The organism is Halostagnicola alkaliphila (genome assembly GCF_055379965.1).
On record NZ_AP043824.1, the window covers coordinates 1 to 15,424 of the forward strand.

At 57.0% G+C, this 15,424-nt stretch carries 13 protein-coding genes and 1 pseudogene; 9 read left to right on the forward strand and 5 right to left on the reverse strand.

Features of this window, described 5'->3' with window-relative positions; translation table 11 throughout:
- Together ACZ5C7_RS00005 and ACZ5C7_RS00010 are read left to right on the forward strand one after the other, a co-directional pair.
- On the forward strand, nt 1-830 hold an 830-nt coding region (locus ACZ5C7_RS00005; protein ID WP_464374345.1), incomplete at its 5' end, for an endo-1,4-beta-xylanase.
- 115 nt (nt 831-945) lie between these two features.
- A complete protein-coding gene (locus tag ACZ5C7_RS00010) occupies nt 946-3,081 on the forward strand; it encodes an alpha-glucuronidase family glycosyl hydrolase (protein WP_464374346.1) in 2,136 nt (711 codons plus the stop codon).
- 130 nt (nt 3,082-3,211) lie between these two features.
- Here ACZ5C7_RS00010 and ACZ5C7_RS00015 read toward each other — a convergent pair whose 3' ends face one another.
- A complete protein-coding gene (locus ACZ5C7_RS00015) occupies nt 3,212-3,460 on the reverse strand; it encodes a hypothetical protein (RefSeq protein WP_464374347.1) in 249 nt (82 codons plus the stop codon).
- Nucleotides 3,461-3,774: 314 nt separating this feature from the next.
- Here ACZ5C7_RS00015 and ACZ5C7_RS00020 point away from each other — a divergent pair, with 314 nt between their 5' ends.
- Nucleotides 3,775-3,930 carry a hypothetical protein gene (locus ACZ5C7_RS00020; RefSeq protein WP_464374348.1) on the forward strand — a complete coding sequence of 52 codons (156 nt, stop codon included), beginning with the start codon at nt 3,775-3,777 and terminating at the stop codon, nt 3,928-3,930.
- A 154-nt stretch (nt 3,931-4,084) separates the two neighbouring features.
- On the opposite strand, the gene ACZ5C7_RS00025 is transcribed toward ACZ5C7_RS00020, so the two are convergent.
- A complete protein-coding gene (locus tag ACZ5C7_RS00025; RefSeq protein ID WP_464374349.1) occupies nt 4,085-5,251 on the reverse strand; it encodes an ABC transporter ATP-binding protein in 1,167 nt (388 codons plus the stop codon).
- On the reverse strand, nt 5,244-6,308 hold the full coding sequence (locus tag ACZ5C7_RS00030; RefSeq protein ID WP_464374350.1) for an ABC transporter ATP-binding protein: 1,065 nt from the start codon (nt 6,306-6,308) through the stop codon (nt 5,244-5,246). Before ACZ5C7_RS00030 ends, ACZ5C7_RS00025 begins: the two co-directional genes overlap by 8 nt.
- A 485-nt stretch (nt 6,309-6,793) precedes the next feature.
- On the opposite strand from ACZ5C7_RS00030, the gene ACZ5C7_RS00035 reads away from it, so the two are divergent.
- From ACZ5C7_RS00035 to ACZ5C7_RS00045, 3 genes are read left to right on the forward strand one after another with little or no spacing between them, the layout of a single operon-like run.
- Nucleotides 6,794-6,916 (forward strand): hypothetical protein, encoded by a 123-nt coding sequence (locus ACZ5C7_RS00035; RefSeq protein WP_464374351.1) that lies wholly within the window; start codon nt 6,794-6,796, stop codon nt 6,914-6,916.
- A 2-nt stretch (nt 6,917-6,918) separates the two neighbouring features.
- Nucleotides 6,919-7,119: a hypothetical protein gene (locus ACZ5C7_RS00040; RefSeq protein WP_464374352.1), complete on the forward strand. Its 201-nt coding sequence runs from the start codon at nt 6,919-6,921 to the stop codon at nt 7,117-7,119.
- A 33-nt stretch (nt 7,120-7,152) separates the two neighbouring features.
- Nucleotides 7,153-8,976 carry an ABC transporter substrate-binding protein gene (locus tag ACZ5C7_RS00045; protein WP_464374353.1) on the forward strand — a complete coding sequence of 608 codons (1,824 nt, stop codon included), beginning with the start codon at nt 7,153-7,155 and terminating at the stop codon, nt 8,974-8,976.
- Between the two features lie 1,229 nt (nt 8,977-10,205).
- On the opposite strand, the gene ACZ5C7_RS00050 is transcribed toward ACZ5C7_RS00045, so the two are convergent.
- Both ACZ5C7_RS00050 and ACZ5C7_RS00055 read right to left on the reverse strand, forming a co-directional pair.
- The gene (locus ACZ5C7_RS00050; RefSeq protein ID WP_464374354.1) at nt 10,206-10,976 is read right to left on the reverse strand and encodes an IclR family transcriptional regulator; all 771 of its coding nucleotides are present in this window, start codon (nt 10,974-10,976) and stop codon (nt 10,206-10,208) included.
- 410 nt (nt 10,977-11,386) lie between these two features.
- Nucleotides 11,387-11,650, reverse strand: a pseudogene (locus ACZ5C7_RS00055) (SDR family NAD(P)-dependent oxidoreductase); the annotation flags it as partial.
- A gap of 271 nt (nt 11,651-11,921) precedes the next feature.
- Here ACZ5C7_RS00055 and ACZ5C7_RS00060 point away from each other — a divergent pair.
- From ACZ5C7_RS00060 to ACZ5C7_RS00070, 3 genes are all read left to right on the forward strand, one after another.
- The gene (locus ACZ5C7_RS00060; RefSeq protein WP_464374355.1) at nt 11,922-13,220 is read left to right on the forward strand and encodes an extracellular solute-binding protein; all 1,299 of its coding nucleotides are present in this window, start codon (nt 11,922-11,924) and stop codon (nt 13,218-13,220) included.
- A 335-nt stretch (nt 13,221-13,555) separates the two neighbouring features.
- The gene (locus ACZ5C7_RS00065) at nt 13,556-14,578 is read left to right on the forward strand and encodes a carbohydrate ABC transporter permease (RefSeq protein WP_464374356.1); all 1,023 of its coding nucleotides are present in this window, start codon (nt 13,556-13,558) and stop codon (nt 14,576-14,578) included.
- A complete protein-coding gene (locus tag ACZ5C7_RS00070) occupies nt 14,578-15,414 on the forward strand; it encodes a carbohydrate ABC transporter permease (protein WP_464374357.1) in 837 nt (278 codons plus the stop codon). Before ACZ5C7_RS00065 ends, ACZ5C7_RS00070 begins: the two co-directional genes overlap by 1 nt.
- Nucleotides 15,415-15,424: the final 10 nt, after the last annotated feature.

The window sequence follows — 15,424 nt, forward strand, 5'->3', positions numbered from 1 at the left end:
TACTGAAGATGGGGCCGCTGCGACCGTCTCGACACACGTACGATTTCGAAGATGCCGACGCGATCGTCAACTTCGGCGTCGAAAACGACATGTTCGTTCGCGGACACACTCTCGTCTGGCACAACCAGAAACCCGACTGGTTCCAGGCGTGGGACTACGCGGACGACCAACTTCGGACGTTCCTACGGGATCACATCCACACTGTCGCCGGCCGTTACCGCTCGAAAATCGACGCCTGGGACGTCGTTAACGAGGCGGTCGCCGATGACGGCTCGATGCGCCGAACGGTGTGGTCCGACGCGTTGGGCGAGGAGTACTTCGCCGATGCGTTCCGATGGGCCGACGAAGTCACCGATGCCGACCTCTATTACAACGATTACGGCGCCGACGAAATCAACGAGAAATCCGACGCGATCTACGACTTCCTCGAGGGGTTGCTCGAGGACGATGTCCCGATCGACGGCGTTGGCCTCCAGATGCACGCGCTGGGCGACCATCCGGACCCGGATTCGATCGCAGAGAATATCGGACGGTTCCAGGAACTCGGTCTCGAGGTGCACCTCACCGAAATGGATGTTGCCTTTCACACCGACGACGTACCCGAAAATCCACTCGAGACGCAGGCGACGTTCTATCGAGACACTATCGTGGCCTGTCTTGACGCTGGCTGTGACACGGTCGTCACTTGGGGAGTTCACGACGGGAGTTCTTGGCTCCGGAGCTTCAAGGACTTCGGCGAGCGCTACACCGGTGATCCGCTGCTGTTCGACGATCGATACGGCCAGAAACCGGCCTACGACGCTGTCAAGCGCACCCTCGAGGAACGGTGAGCGCCGAGGGCACTCGAGAGAAATGATGGCGATATATCACAGAAATTATAGAATCGAACGGTAGCGTCTACCAACGGGGAACGTTTTTATTGTACTCACACACATGTAGGGACGAATGTTCGACTCCACGTACGACGACTGCTGGCTCCGGTACGAGCGCGTCGACGACGCCGCCCTCCCGGCGTACCGAAATCGACTTTCCCACGCGTATGTCTCCGAAGGTGCACCCGAACTCGGAGCCGTTCGGGAGGAACTCAGAACGGGAATTCGGGGAATGCTCGGCCGGGAACCGCACCTCTGGCAGCACCCGCCGCGATCGGTCGAGAACTTCCTCGTCATCGGTCATCCCGAAGAGATGCGACCTATCAGCGAGACGGTCGAGTCAGACGAAGTTTGGAATCTCGAGGAAGGCGGCTACGTGATTCGGACCGTCGAGTGGGAGGGCCACGAGTGTACCGTTATCACGGCTCCGAACGACGGCGGGCTCGTCTACGGTACGTTCCATCTGTTGCGCCTCGTCGCGTTGGGCGAACCGATCGACGACTTAGACATCGTCGAGGAACCCGCGAACGCCTCCCGGATCATCAACCACTGGGATAACCCGTTCAGTCGCTCCGTCGAACGCGGCTACGCCGGTCAGTCCATCTTCGACTGGGAGCGATTGCCCGACCTCCGCGAACGGTATTTCGATTACGCGCGCCTGCTCGCATCCGTCGGCATCAACGGCGTCGTCCCGAACAATGTCAACACCGGCATCCCCGATCGACCGTCCGCCAACGACGCCGTCGCCGAACGCGCCGGCTGGCAACTCCTAGAGCGCGAGAACTTGGAGAAGCTCGAGGCGCTAGCTTCCGTCTTCCGGCGGTACGGCATCACGATCTACCTCTCGGTCAACTACGCCGCGCCGATCCGACTCGGCGGTCTCGAAACGGCTGATCCCCTCGATCCCGACGTTCGCCAGTGGTGGCAAGACAAGGTCGACGAAGTTTACGACGTGATTCCCGACTTCGGCGGTTTTCTGGTCAAAGCTGACTCCGAGGGCCAGCCCGGTCCCTACGACTACGACCGGAGCCACGCGGAGGGAGCGAACGTCCTCGGCGAAGCGCTCGAACCTCACGGCGGCCGCGTCTGGTGGCGCGCGTTCGTCTATTCCGAGCACGACGACCGCGCAGTTCAGGCCTACGAGGCGTTCTCCCACATCGACGGTGAATTTTACGAGAACGTCACCGTCCAGATCAAAAACGGGCCGATCGACTTCCAGCAACGTGAGCCCGTCTCGACGCTGTTCGGTGCGATGCCCGAAACCAATCTGGGCTGTGAACTGCAGATCACCGGCGAGTACACCGGTCAGGGCGTCCACACTACCTTCCACGTCCCAATGTGGAAGGAGACCCTCGAGTTTGATTCCTATGCGGACGGAGAGCGAACCCCCGTCAAGGATGTGCTCGCCGAACGCGACGGGCAGGGTATCGCCGGCGTCGGCATCGTCGGCGAGGACCCGAACTGGACCGGCAATCACCTTCTCCAGTCGAACCTCTACGGGTTCGGGCGACTCTGCTGGGATCCCGACCTCGAAACCGAGGCGATCACCGACGAGTGGGTCCGCCAAACGTTCGGCCACGACCCGGCTGTCGTCGAGGCCGTCAGCGATATTCTCCTCGAGTCGTGGGACGCCTGTATCGACTACCACACCGGCGGAATCGGCCTGATGCACATGATGTACAACGGCGAAGCCGCCCTGGAGAACCACTATGACCCAGCGCCGGAGGAGTGGCCCGAGTACATCGGTGCGACCGAGGACGGCATCGGCGTCGATCGGACCTCGGAAGGGAGCGGCTACGCCGCCCAGTATCGTGATCCGATCACCGAACGCTACGATTCGGTCGAGGCGTGTCCGAAGGAACTCCTGCTCTTTTTCCATCATCTCCCGTGGGAGTACGAACTCGAGGACGGGCGGACCGTCGTCCAGACGCTCTATGATAACTGCCACGACGGCGTCGAGAGCGTTCGTAAACTGCGGGCGAAGTGGGAATCGCTCGAGAGTGCTTCGCAGTCTCGTGATGACGGAAGCCACAAAGCGGCTTCCGAACCACTGCGAGGCGTCGTCGACGATCGGCGCTATCGCCACGTCGCCGAACGATTGGACGAACAGGTCGTTCAGGCCGAACGATGGTGCGAAACGCTCTGTGCGTACTTTTACGATAAATCGGGCGTTCCGGACGAGAAGGGCCGCGTTCCCGAGGTGTCCTGACGACGGCCGTCGCGAACCGGGTCCAGGCGACAAGCGTATTCGCCGAAACCTCCCACCGTACGCGACGTGTGGGGACGCTCGTGTCAGAGGAACGGATACACGTCCTCAAACGCAAAGAGTGGAGAACGGGTTATTCGAAATCCGACCGCTGAATGCGCCACTGACGGAGATATTGCGTGCTGAACGCAAATAACAAGAGAGTGACGTAGCCGAGCGTACACAGGACGATCATCACCGTCGCGTACAGGGCCAAGAACCCCGCTGCAAAGTCTGACCCGATACCGGAGGCGATCACTGCCATACCGAAAAGAACGCCTGCGGCCGGAATGAGTGCGAACAGATACGGGTGCTCGAATCGCTCGTTGTACTTATCTATCATACTACGGTGAGACGGACTCACACCATATCAATCATACGGTCTGATACGGATTACTGTAACGATTTACCGGCGCAACCGCAGGACGGGACGCGGTTGCGCCGAAAATGACTTACAATAAACCGTATGACACGGCAGCAGAGTTGAGTCACTGACGGTCGGCAGTTCGATGCGGGCCATTCCGGGCCACACAGTGTCGTTCTCGATTTCCCCGACGTTTATCTATACCGAGCCAGTAGTCGACGGTACGAATGCCGAACCCTTCACATAACCGCCTCTCCAGTTTCAGTCAACAAATCTGGATCTGGATGTTTGCCATGTCGGTAACCATGTTACTGGTGCTCGGATGGGCATTTCTGTACCTCGAGCCCGGAACGCCGTCATACGTCATCAGTCAGGTCAGCGCGATTATCCTCGGCCTCACAGTTATCGGGACGGTGATTGCACTCTACTCGAACTGGAAGCCGTTTTAAGCTGTTGGCGGACCCCGCACTCGAATCGACGGTCGGTGCGGGCTCGAGTGCGGATTCTCCCCATCGAGTGCGAATTGAGATTATCGAGCGCGAATTCAGGGGGAGATAAACACGCGAGCCAAACGACCGCAAAAACGAGGAATCGACGGCCAAATCAGGACGAGGCTTCGTCGGTCGCCGATTCCTCCGTGGATGCGGATCCGTCGAACTGGCCGTCGACGATTTCGTCGCTTTGCCAGTACTCGTGGTCGTCTATGTTGCGGAAACACTTCGTCTCGTGGTGCTGGTCGCCGTCGCTCTCGTAGAGGGCCGGGGCCTCCTGTCGGCAGGCCTCTCGTGCGTCGGGACAGCGGGTGTGGAACCGACACCCTGTGGGAGGGTTGGTCGCATCCGGAATGTCGATTTTTCGGACCGGCGGAGATTCTCGCATCGACTCTTCGGCACGTTCCGGATCCAGTTCCGGCGTTGCCCACTGTAACACCTTGGTGTATGGATGTTGTGGGTTCTGAATGATTTCCTCTGCTGTCCCCACTTCTACGAGTTCGCCGAGATACATCACGCCGATCTTGCCACCCGATTTCCCCGCGAGGTAGCGGGCGTTCGCGAGGTCGTGGCTGATGAACACGAACGACGTATCGAACAGCTCCTGCATCTCGAGAAAGAGGTCCATCACGCCGATTCGAAGCGAAACGTCGAGTGCGCTGACGGCCTCGTCGGCGAGTATCACTTCGGGCTCGACCAACAGCGAGCGAATGAGCGCGACACGCTGTTGCTCGCCGCCGGAAAGCTGGTGGACGTACCGGTTCGCGTAGTCCTCCGGCGGGCTAATCCCCGTTCGTTCGAGCATCTGGTGGATCCGACTTCGCCGGTCGGCGAAGTTGAGGTGCGGGTGCCAGCGCTTGAGTGGGACCTCGAGGTTCTCGAGGACGGATCGGTAGGGGTTGAGCGCCGCTCCGGGATCCTGGTGGATGATCTGGAGGGACCGTCGGACCTCTTCGAACGTGACGGCATCGTCGTCGCCGTCACGGACTTCCCAAATGTCGTGACCGCGGTATTTGACGGTGCCGTCGGTGGGGCGAGTGAGCCCGACCATCGCCTTCCCGAGCGTGGTCTTCCCGCTTCCGCTCTCGCCGACCAGCGCGAGTACGTCGTTTTCGCCGAGATCGAGATCAATGTTGTCGACGGCCCGAACGGTGGGATCTTCCTCGAGTCCAAGCTTGTTGCCGAGCCAGTCGGGCGTCATCGAGTTGATCATCGACGAGTCTTCGAAGTGAACCTGTAGATCGCGAACCGAAACGACCGGATCGTCGTCTTCACTCATCGGAATCACCGCCGAAAACGAGGGGGACTCCCTCGTCCGCTCGTTCCCAATAGTGACAGCGGACCTCGTGGTCGTCGTCGACCGACTCGAACCGCGGATCGTCTACCTCACAGCGTTCGTCGCCGAGCGGACAACGCGGGTGGTACGAGCAACCGCCGGGATGGGTAACTGGATCTGGACTCTCGCCTTCTATCGGCTGCATCTCCGCTAAGGGAATCTCTAAGTTGGGCGTTGACTTGAGCAGCGCCCTCGTGTACGGATGTGCAGAGTTGCCGAGGATTTCGTTTGCTTCGCCGACCTCGACGAATTCGAAGGCGTAGAGGACGGCCAGCCGATCGGCGAATCCGGAGACGATCGGCAGGTCGTGGCTGATAAATACGAGTGTGAGGTTGTACTTGTCTTTGATATCATAGAGCAAGTTGAGAATCGACCGCTGCATCAACAGGTCGAGCGCTGCTGTCGGCTCGTCCATCACGAGCACTTCGGGTTCCAGAATAAGGCTCAGCGCGATCAGCGCTCGCTGTTTCTGTCCACCGGAGAGTTCGTGTGGAAACGACGAAAGCATCCGTTCGGGCTCGAGGTGAAGGTCCTCGAACAACTCGTTCGCTCGCTCGAGCCCTTCGGCGACATCCCAGCCGTGGGCCTCGAGGGTTTCCTCGAAGTGCTCGCCGATAGACATCGTGGGGTTGAAGGCGCTCATCGCGCCCTGAAATACCATCGAGATGTCCTCCCAGCGCACTTCTCGCAGTTTCCACGGAGAAAGGTTGAGCAGGTCGATCGGTTCCCGGTCTTCGGGGTAGTACATAATTTCGCCCGTCAGTATCCCGGGTTCGACGACGGCATCGAGCAACGCGTCGGCGAACATCGACTTGCCGCTGCCGCTTTCTCCGACGACGCCGAGCGTTTCCCCTCGTTGGATATCTATAGTGACGTTATTGAGCACCTTCGAGGTACCTTTGTCCATCTCGAATCGGACGTTTGCGTCTCGTACCGTAATGACCGGATCCCCCGTCGCTCGAGTCGTCGTCGCCGTTGGTTCAATCGCCTTATTTGACATCGTTGACGATACCCCCTTCCGAAACAATCAATTGATCATCATACATGGGCAGACACCACGCTGTCCTGGCATATGTCATCGACTACCACGTTGGGCCTTTTATCATATATATCCTTCCATCGGCTCGAACTTGCAACTATCGTCCTCACACGGCGAAACACACGCAAGGTACTCCCGCTATGATCCTGTGAGACGTTCGTCGCGACCCACGAGTCGAGCGGCTACGGACTCACCGCTGATAAACTACACGACGGTATTGCAACCGACGCCTACGACGCGGTCTACATCCGTACACCCAATGTACGCCACCTCGCGGTTGTCGGGAGCGCAGCAGCACACGGAACCGACAGTCAAACGGGCCGAGAACTCGTTAACGGAGGCGCGATCGGCGAACCGGTCCACGTCCACGCAGACACATCTTAAACCATCATTGGCTGGGGAAAAAACAGTGGCGACTAAACAGTAGCTCGTCGGCCCCGAGACGAGTGGTCACCGATCTTGGAATCGACCCGCTCAACACGACCCGATTCATCCTCGAGCGCGATCCGGTTGCCATACAGGCGATGATGAACTCGAGTCACGAGTACTTCAAGAACGTCTCCGGGTGACAGTGGGGGACACGACTATCGACATCGGGATCCTGCAGGTCGATCAGATGGAAGAGGAACTCGATTACTTCGCCCGACTGCATCCTGGATGGCGTGAGCCACGCGCGACGCTAGCGTGGCGGTTCACCCCGGCAGTGGTGTACGGTCAGACGACCGCCGATCCGGTAACTCGAGCAATTGATCGGGCAAAACGGTTCCCATAACATTTATAATGGACAATGATACATATTAGTTCGATGCCAACAAGCAACGACCGCCAGGGTTATTTGTCGCGTAGAAAAGTGCTGGCCCTTTCGGGGGCTACGGGTGCGGCGACGCTCGCAGGTTGTTTCGGCGACGACGACTCCGACTTGCTGGGTGACGACAACCTCGAGAACGTTCTAGACGATATCGACTACAACGAGAATTACGTGGACGAGTACCATCAGGCAGTTCCATCGGGTGCCGTCAATCCGTTTAGCGACGAATACCTGTTTAACCCGTATCATCCGAACTGGAGTTCGGGGGACGGTGGTCAGGAGTTCTGTAACGAGTACCTCACCGTCTACAATACCGAAACTGACGAGTTCATCCCGCGCGTCGCCGAGGACTGGGAGATTGACGACGACCTCCGGACGGAAGTGACCCTCAGTGAGGACTATGGCTGGTCGACCGGCGGAGATGTCACGGCACAGGACTTCGCGACCGAGATGCGACTCAGTGCGTATATGGGGATGGGAATGCAGAACTTCGTCGACCCTGACGAAGGGATCTACGCTGAGGACGACTACACGCTCGTCATTGAACCTCGCGATGAATACACCGACCTCGAGGACGGGCTCTGGATGAACCAGTGGGCCGAAACGATTTTGCAGGTATCAGAAGACCAGTTCGGTCAATTCATCGAGGCGTTCGAGGAGGCAGAAGACGAAGACGAGAGACAAAGCATTCGCGAGGACGTACTCAGATTCGAACCCAGTTGGGACCAGACGATTTTCTCGGGTCCGTTCATCTTTATCGACGCCAACGAACAGTATGCAGACCAGATCCCGAATCCGAATCACCCGATCGCACAGGACTGGGAGTTCTACCTTCGTCACGGTGTCTACGACGACGAAGAAGGCGTTCAGGCTGGCGAAGTCGACTGGGAACACAACAACCCCGATATCGACAGCGTCCCAAGCAAATACGACGAGCCGCCCGTGTCGTTCTCCGGCCAGTCGTTTACACTCATTTTCGGGACTGAAGATGAGTACATCCGTGACCACGCCGAAGTGCGTCAAGCGATCGCCTACGCCATCGACATGGAGAATCTCGTCGACGTTGCTGCGCCCGGGACGCCGATCGACGAGTACTCGACGGGTATCGACTACGGCTACGTCGAGAACTTCGTTGACGAAGACGCGCTCGATGCCATGCCGAACTACGCGCCCGAAGACACCGACACCGCTGCGGAACTACTCGAGGAAGTCGGCTTCGAATACGACGGCGACTACTGGCTTACGCCCGACGGCGACGTCTGGACGGTCCATTTCCCGGCTGGCGACTGGTTCGACACTCACTCGGAACTCATCTACAACAACCTCGCTGAGTTCGGTATCGACATGGACTGGTACGTCGAAGAAATGACGACGTGGGATGCCGAAATTGGAGACAATCTTGCGTACGACATGACCGTCCACCTGAACTACGGAATGGCACGTGACTATCACCCTCACGCCGACTTAGACGAGGAGTTTCACAACCCTGACCGCGGGCTGTTCACCGAGCGCACAGGTATCGTTGATGAAGAAGTTGACGTTCCCGAAGTCGGCAATCCCGACGGCGACACGGTCACATTCGACATCGAGGAGGAACTCGAGGCAATGGCGACCGCTCAGGACGACGACGAACTCATGGAGCACTCGACCAACCTCGCCTGGGTTCACAATCAACTCCTGCCGGGTGTGACTATCTTCCCGTGGAGCGAACACTACTTCGTCAACGATGGTGAGTGGAACTTCGAGCTCGAAAGTGACGACTGGTTGACGTCAAATCGAATTGCACACTACCTGCTCCAGAACGGCCTCCAACCCGAGTAACACTCGCTTCGACCGAGCAAGCCGCGGGTGAATTAGTGGCAACTATCTCTTTTCAACTGGCAGTGTATCGGAAGCAGTTTAAAAAGAGAGCTGATTCTGAAGGGAATCTGGCATTGTGCTCGAAGAGGGCCGCGCGGTTGGATTTGACAAATCGGGGATGCATGAGCGGACTGCGACCACGTTCGGATGGTTTACCGCCTGCCTCTACGCAACCGGTTGTTCGCTTCGAGAAACACAATCGATTCCTCGCCCGATCTGCGTGAAAGTCCATAAATCGACCTCGCACTGGGTGTTTCGGTGAGCTAACAGCGTTCCAGACCCGCCAGCGAACACGGAAGCGACGCTTTCGTGTGGCCTCTTGGAGAACAGTGTTCTCCAATGGTCGCCAAAACGGAGATTCGGCTCGTTAGCAAACGCGAAGGCGTCTGCGGGCGGTCAAGCCGTCTTAGGGCCGGTATTGGGAGATTAAAGTTGTTTCTAACGGTGGTTGGCTTTGGGCATACACCGCAATGCTGTGATCTGAAACGGTTCCCGATAGCGTATTCCTTGAAGGGGCCCCAATTCAGTTGCCGCGTTTCTTCACGAATTCAGCGGGGAACACAACCGTTCTGAAACTGAAGTTACCGTCGATTGCGACGTCTGTCTGGGTTCACTTTTTGGGCGAGGATGTAGCAGTCGCTCGATCGGCGAACGAAACTCGATCGAAACGTGATTTGTCTCCCAAATAGTATTAACCACATTCACATTTCGTCGATAATCGATCAGTCAAGCGCCAGAGAAAGACTTGATTTATACACTACGATAACAGCAGTGACATCACCAGTCACGTAACAGACAGACGCAATCGGAGGTGCTGTACTAGACTGTTCGGTATCACTAGACTGTAGTTGGGATACCAATTTCGTCCGTGAGGAATAACCGGTTCGAGATGATTGCCCAAATACTTTTACAGAAGTACTATAGTAATCAGATGGCATCTTGGACGGGTCGGAGAAATACATTCCGTGTCTCGATACCACACCAGGAGAAATTCCCCGAAAACGGGCCCGAGTCGAACAGCCTCCTTCGACGGTTCCAGATCGTTTCTCACAATGGAACGAAAAGCGGACGGTAAGTACAACGGTGTGCATACGAGTAGGCGATTGTAAATGCGTTTCTCAAGGCGTGATACCCATAAGACACCGAACGTTCGAGCCAGGGTGTTTCATATATCGAAACGGCGTTCCGAGTTACTCTCTTTGCAAGAGCGATACTTCCACAGCGTTGCTCGCACTGACCACGAGCCCGGCGATGTCTTCCTCGAGTTTCTTCCCGCTCATATGGTCGATGTTCCCTGCGGCCGTGATCGAAGCGACGCTTCCGGAAGGTGTGCGAATTGGTGCCGCGACACACTGAATGGACGGAACGTGCTCTCCGCGCTCGAAAGCCAGTCCTCGGTCGCGAACCGATTGGAGTTCTTCAGTTAATTGCTCTCTCGTGGTGATCGTCTTTCCCGTACATTCTGAAAGCCCCCGTTTCTCAAGGATGTCGTCTATTGTGTCCGCAGAGAGCTGAGAGAGGATCGCTTTCCCACCCGCCGTCGCGTGGAGGAACACGGAGCCACCGACCGGGGGAAGAAAGCCACTGGTCTCGGAGGTCCCACCGGCACGGTACGCATAGACGCCGAGTTGGTGCTCGTGGATCATCAAACTAACCGTCGCACTCGTGGTTTCGGCGAGGTTGTCTATCGCAGCTCTGGCGACGAGACAGAATTGATCGCGGCTGCGGACGCGTTCTCCGATTCCGAGGAATCGAAACCCGAGTCGGTACGAACCGCTGTTGTTCGTCACGTACCCCATTGTCTCCAGCGTCGAGAGATGCTTGTGAACGGTCCCTTTCGAAATCTCGAGTTTCCGGGCAAGTTCAGTAACACCTGCCTCTCGACGATGTTCGAGTGCTTCGATAAGTCGAAAGCACGTTCCGACCGCGCGTATCGGTAGTTCGTTCCGGTTCGTTTCCATAGGGAACATCCACCGCCAAGGATAATAATTGTTTATCATTGGGAAACGAAAGCGGGTGCGAATTTCGTAACCGCCCGCTCGCGGACGTAGCGATCGGTCGGAACAACTAGGCATCTCTTTCGAGTCCGCGATACGTATCATCACAGTGAACGCCGTTGCCTTGCACTCGAGATTCAACATCGATTTCGAGCGATGGCGTTTCCAAGGGGGGGTTTTGGTCTCACCGTTCGAATTCGCGGACGGCGCAATTTCAAGCTACATCGAAAGCGTTCAATTTCCACGAGAATCCGAGTAAGCAACGTCAACCGGAGTTATTATTGGTCGACGCACCGTCGAAAACCGTCGGCTTCGATGACGACCGTCCGCCCGCCGTCGGCCGGTAACGAGACACCGGTCACGAACGCCGCCCTTCAGAGAGAGACTCGAGTTCCTCGAGCGTTTCCCTCGTTCGTGGTTGCAAGAACGAATTCCCAGTCCTCGAGCGTCGCCGTCCGAGCGGTGGTCTCCGCCCGAACGGTTGCACCGTTCACCAGAACGTCGAGACTGCCGTAGGTGGCTGCCGTTTGCTCGACCAGCGTTTCGATATCGTCAGGGGACCTCATAACGGCCGGAACGAAGGGTGCCTCGACCGCCGTGGCTGATGAGGTTATTTCGTCTGTAACCGCCGTTCCCCGTCTCGTTTCCCGAGACGTCTACGTCGCCGTCATAAGAGATCTCCTTCAGTTCTTCAACGGCAGCGCGAGCGGTTTTTACACGACTTTTGACGATCGGAATTCGTTTATACGATTTTACTAGTGGTTCCGGGTCGTAGCCCCCTGACCTGCCCTATTTACGACCCAAACGCCGTCGAATGCGAAATCGGGAGCGAAATTCGAGGGATAACATGACAGGTCATATACCGAAACCTTCATTTGATATCTTCTCTAACATGGGTTTGGATAACTAATGACAGGGCCGACTACCCCTAGCGTTCGCCGTCGAAGACTGCTCCAATCACTCGGAATCGCTGGCATAGCAGGGATTGCCGGATGCGTTAGTACCGGTGGAGACGACGATACCGAGCCGACCGGTTGGGGATGGAACGTCGCAGCGCAATCGCTCCAAGACGCTGCGGAGGAATACAACGAAGAGAACGGAACCGATATTTCGGTCGACGAACTCGGCGAAGACGCCTGGGAACAGCGATTCCAGACAGCGATTACGAGCGGTGAAGGAGCACCGGAGTTCTCTCCGGTCCAGAACTACGAAGTCGCGTCATTCGCCGACCTCGGCGGACTGACGGATCTCACCGACCGAATCAACGACGCCGGGATACGAGACGACATCGTGGACGGAAAGTGGGACACGGTCAACATCAACGGCAACGATTACGCCCTCCCGTGGGACCTCGGACCGACCGGCATATTCTACAACCGAGAACGGTACGCCGAGGCCGGAATCGATCCTGACGACATCGAAACGTGGGACGACTTTATCGAAGCCGGACAGTCCCTCCCGGACGACGTCGCAATGCTCGACATTCCGACCGCAGAAATTCCACAGCTCTGGCGGATGTTGTTTCGACAACTCGGCGGACAGGCGTTCACCGAAGACGGCGAGGTAACCATCCATAGCGACGAAAGCGTTCGCGCAGCAGAACTAATCGATGAACTAGACGAGGCGGATATCACGACCCGCGTCGAAATGTGGTCCGGTGGCTGGTTCACCTCCTTCGCCGAAGGAACCATCGCGTCGATGGCCACGGCGGCCTGGATGGACGGAACCCTCCGTGCGGAACTGCCGGACACCGAGGGGAACTGGGGCGTTTACAAGTTGCCAGCCTTTGAGGAAGGCGGAACTCGAGCGTCGAATCGAGGAGGATCTAATCTGGTCATTCCTTCGCAGATACAGGACGAGGAGGTCGTCGAAGAAGTCTGGGAGTACTGTCTCTGGAGCATGACAACTCCCGACGTGCAGAACACGATGCTAGAGGAGTACGGACTCTTCCCGTCGCTATCGACCGCATACGATTCACCGGTTTTCGAGGAGGAACATGAGTTCTACGACGGACAAGCGGTCTGGGAACTCTTTGCGGAGGTCGCCGAAGAGATCGAACCGTATCGATACACACCGGACACGCCCGAAGTCATGGACGCGCTAGAAACGGAACTCAACGACATGCTTGACGACGAACAGTCGCCGGAAGAAGCGATGGAAGCCGCCGCAGAAACGGTCGCAGATCGCACAGATCGCGATCTAGCATAAGATGAGTACAACCGACAGACAAACCCGTCATATCACGACACGCGATCAGTCGTCCCACTGGAATAGACACAACCACGAATCGATACGGCAGCGGGAACGAACCCGTCTAGGACGCCAGCCCCGATCCGTGTGGAACGAAAATGTCCCCGAGACCGTTCTCAAATTACTAACCGAGAGCGGCCGTCTCTCACCACTCGAGTGGTGGTCCGCTCGAGTAATCGGCCAAAGCGAACGCTTGCGAACGGACACGAGAGACCGTATCGGGCTGAAAGGGGGAGGATCACGCCCCGAACGAAAGGAGATACGACGGTGTTAACAGAGTACGTGACACACAGATGACTCTCACTACCCTCATTTCGAAGGTTCAATCCACCAAGTCGTACAAACGGGCTTCCGACGGACTGCGGTACAAACGCCAAGAACTGGCTGAGCGCCTCCCGACGCTCCCCGGACTCCCCTACCTGTATATTTCGCCATTTTTTATTCTCTTCGGGGTTTTCCTGTTGTTCCCGACAGTTTATACGCTCTATCTATCGTTTTTTACGTATTTGGGCGTGGCTGATGGAAACCTCTTCGATATCCAGCTCGGGGCAGTCGAGATAGCGATTCCGCGAATCGCAAACCTCGAATTCGCCGGTCTATCGAACTACGAGCGATTAATTCTCAGGGATTCGCTCTTTCACCGATCAATGTACAATACGGCCTTTATTTTCTTCGTTCAGGTGCCGTTGATGGTCGTCCTCGGTCTGGCCACCGCGCTCGTGTTGGACGCCAAATTCATTCGCGCAAAGGGGCTATTTCGGACCCTGATCGCGCTTCCGGTCGCGACGGGTCTCGTCGCGTACTCGACCATCTTCCTCTTGCTGTTCAACGACGACATCGGACTCATCAACTACATGCTAGAGTCCGTCGGCGCGACGGCGATTCCGTGGTTGACGGACGGGTTCTGGGCTCGAATCACGCTCGTGATTGCAGTCACTTGGCGGTGGCTTGGATACAACATGATCATCATACTAGCCGGGTTACAGACGGTTCCACAGCAGTTGTACGAAGCGGCCGAAATCGACGGCGCAAGTCGTTGGCAGAAGTTTCGGTACGTGACACTCCCGCAACTCCGTCCGGTCCTGTTGTTCGTCGTGGTTACTTCGACGATCGGAACCTTCCAGATATTCGCCGAGCCGTACGTCATTACCGGCGGCGGTCCAGGCAACGCGACGATTACCGTCGTACAGTACATCTACGAACAGGCGTTCTTACAGTTCAATCTCGGGTACGCGAGCGCGGCCTCGGTGATTCTGGTTACCATGGTTAGCATCCTGTCGATACTCCAAATAAAATACGGAGGTGGGGAGGACTAATGCGACAGGAAACCAGAACCAAAGCGCTCTGGAAGTTCGGAAGCTACATCTTCTTGCTCATCGTTACCGCACTCGTAACGATTCCGATCTACTGGATGGTTGTCACGGCAACCATTCCGCAATCGGAGTTCTTCTCCTGGCCGCCTCGAGTTATCCCTGGCACGTACTACTTCGAAAACCTCGGGGCGCTACAGGAGAACACGAACTTCATCAGGAGTATCGGAAACAGCCTCGTTATCGCGATCTCCTATACGCTTCTCTCCCTAATTCTTTGCTCGATGGCTGGCTTCGCCTTCGCGAAGTACGAGTTCCGGTTCAAAGAGCCCCTGTTTTACTTTATTCTCGCGACGCTCATCCTCCCGATCCAGCTGCTGATTATCCCGCTGTTCCTCTTGATGGTCCAGTTCGGGTGGACAAACTCCTTTGTCGCAGTAATTCTTCCGTGGGCGGCGAATCCGCTCGGGATATTTTTGATGCGCCAGAACATGCGAGCGATACCCGATTCGCTCCTCGAGTCGGCACGGATGGACGGCGCAACGGAGTTCCAACTGTACTACAAGATCGCGTTGCCGACGATGATCCCGTCGCTGGCGGCGCTTGCAATTATTCTGTTTCTCTTCCAGTGGCAAGCCTTCCTCTATCCGCTGGTAATCTTACAGGAACCGGAAATGTACACGATTCCGCTCGCGTTGGCGGACCTCGTCGGCGCTCAACGGGTGTACTACGATCAGATAATGGTCGCGACGTCGCTCGCCATCATCCCGATCTTCGTCGTGTTCCTGACGCTCCAGCAGTACTTCATCAAAGGGATTCTCGCAGGATCGGTCAAGCAATAAGGTGATTACT

Excerpts from the sequence above, each read along its gene's own strand:
- ACZ5C7_RS00060 (WP_464374355.1), top strand. The coding sequence starts at position 11,922 with ATGACAGGGCCGACTACCCCTAGCGTTCGCCGTCGAAGACTGCTCCAA.
- ACZ5C7_RS00020 (WP_464374348.1), top strand. The coding sequence starts at position 3,775 with ATGTCGGTAACCATGTTACTGGTGCTCGGATGGGCATTTCTGTACCTC.
- ACZ5C7_RS00010 (WP_464374346.1), top strand. The coding sequence starts at position 946 with ATGTTCGACTCCACGTACGACGACTGCTGGCTCCGGTACGAGCGCGTC.
- ACZ5C7_RS00045 (WP_464374353.1), top strand. The coding sequence starts at position 7,153 with ATGCCAACAAGCAACGACCGCCAGGGTTATTTGTCGCGTAGAAAAGTG.
- ACZ5C7_RS00030 (WP_464374350.1), bottom strand. The coding sequence starts at position 6,308 with ATGTCAAATAAGGCGATTGAACCAACGGCGACGACGACTCGAGCGACG.
- ACZ5C7_RS00015 (WP_464374347.1), bottom strand. The coding sequence starts at position 3,460 with ATGATAGATAAGTACAACGAGCGATTCGAGCACCCGTATCTGTTCGCA.
- ACZ5C7_RS00050 (WP_464374354.1), bottom strand. The coding sequence starts at position 10,976 with ATGGAAACGAACCGGAACGAACTACCGATACGCGCGGTCGGAACGTGC.
- ACZ5C7_RS00065 (WP_464374356.1), top strand. The coding sequence starts at position 13,556 with ATGACTCTCACTACCCTCATTTCGAAGGTTCAATCCACCAAGTCGTAC.
- ACZ5C7_RS00025 (WP_464374349.1), bottom strand. The coding sequence starts at position 5,251 with ATGAGTGAAGACGACGATCCGGTCGTTTCGGTTCGCGATCTACAGGTT.
- ACZ5C7_RS00070 (WP_464374357.1), top strand. The coding sequence starts at position 14,578 with ATGCGACAGGAAACCAGAACCAAAGCGCTCTGGAAGTTCGGAAGCTAC.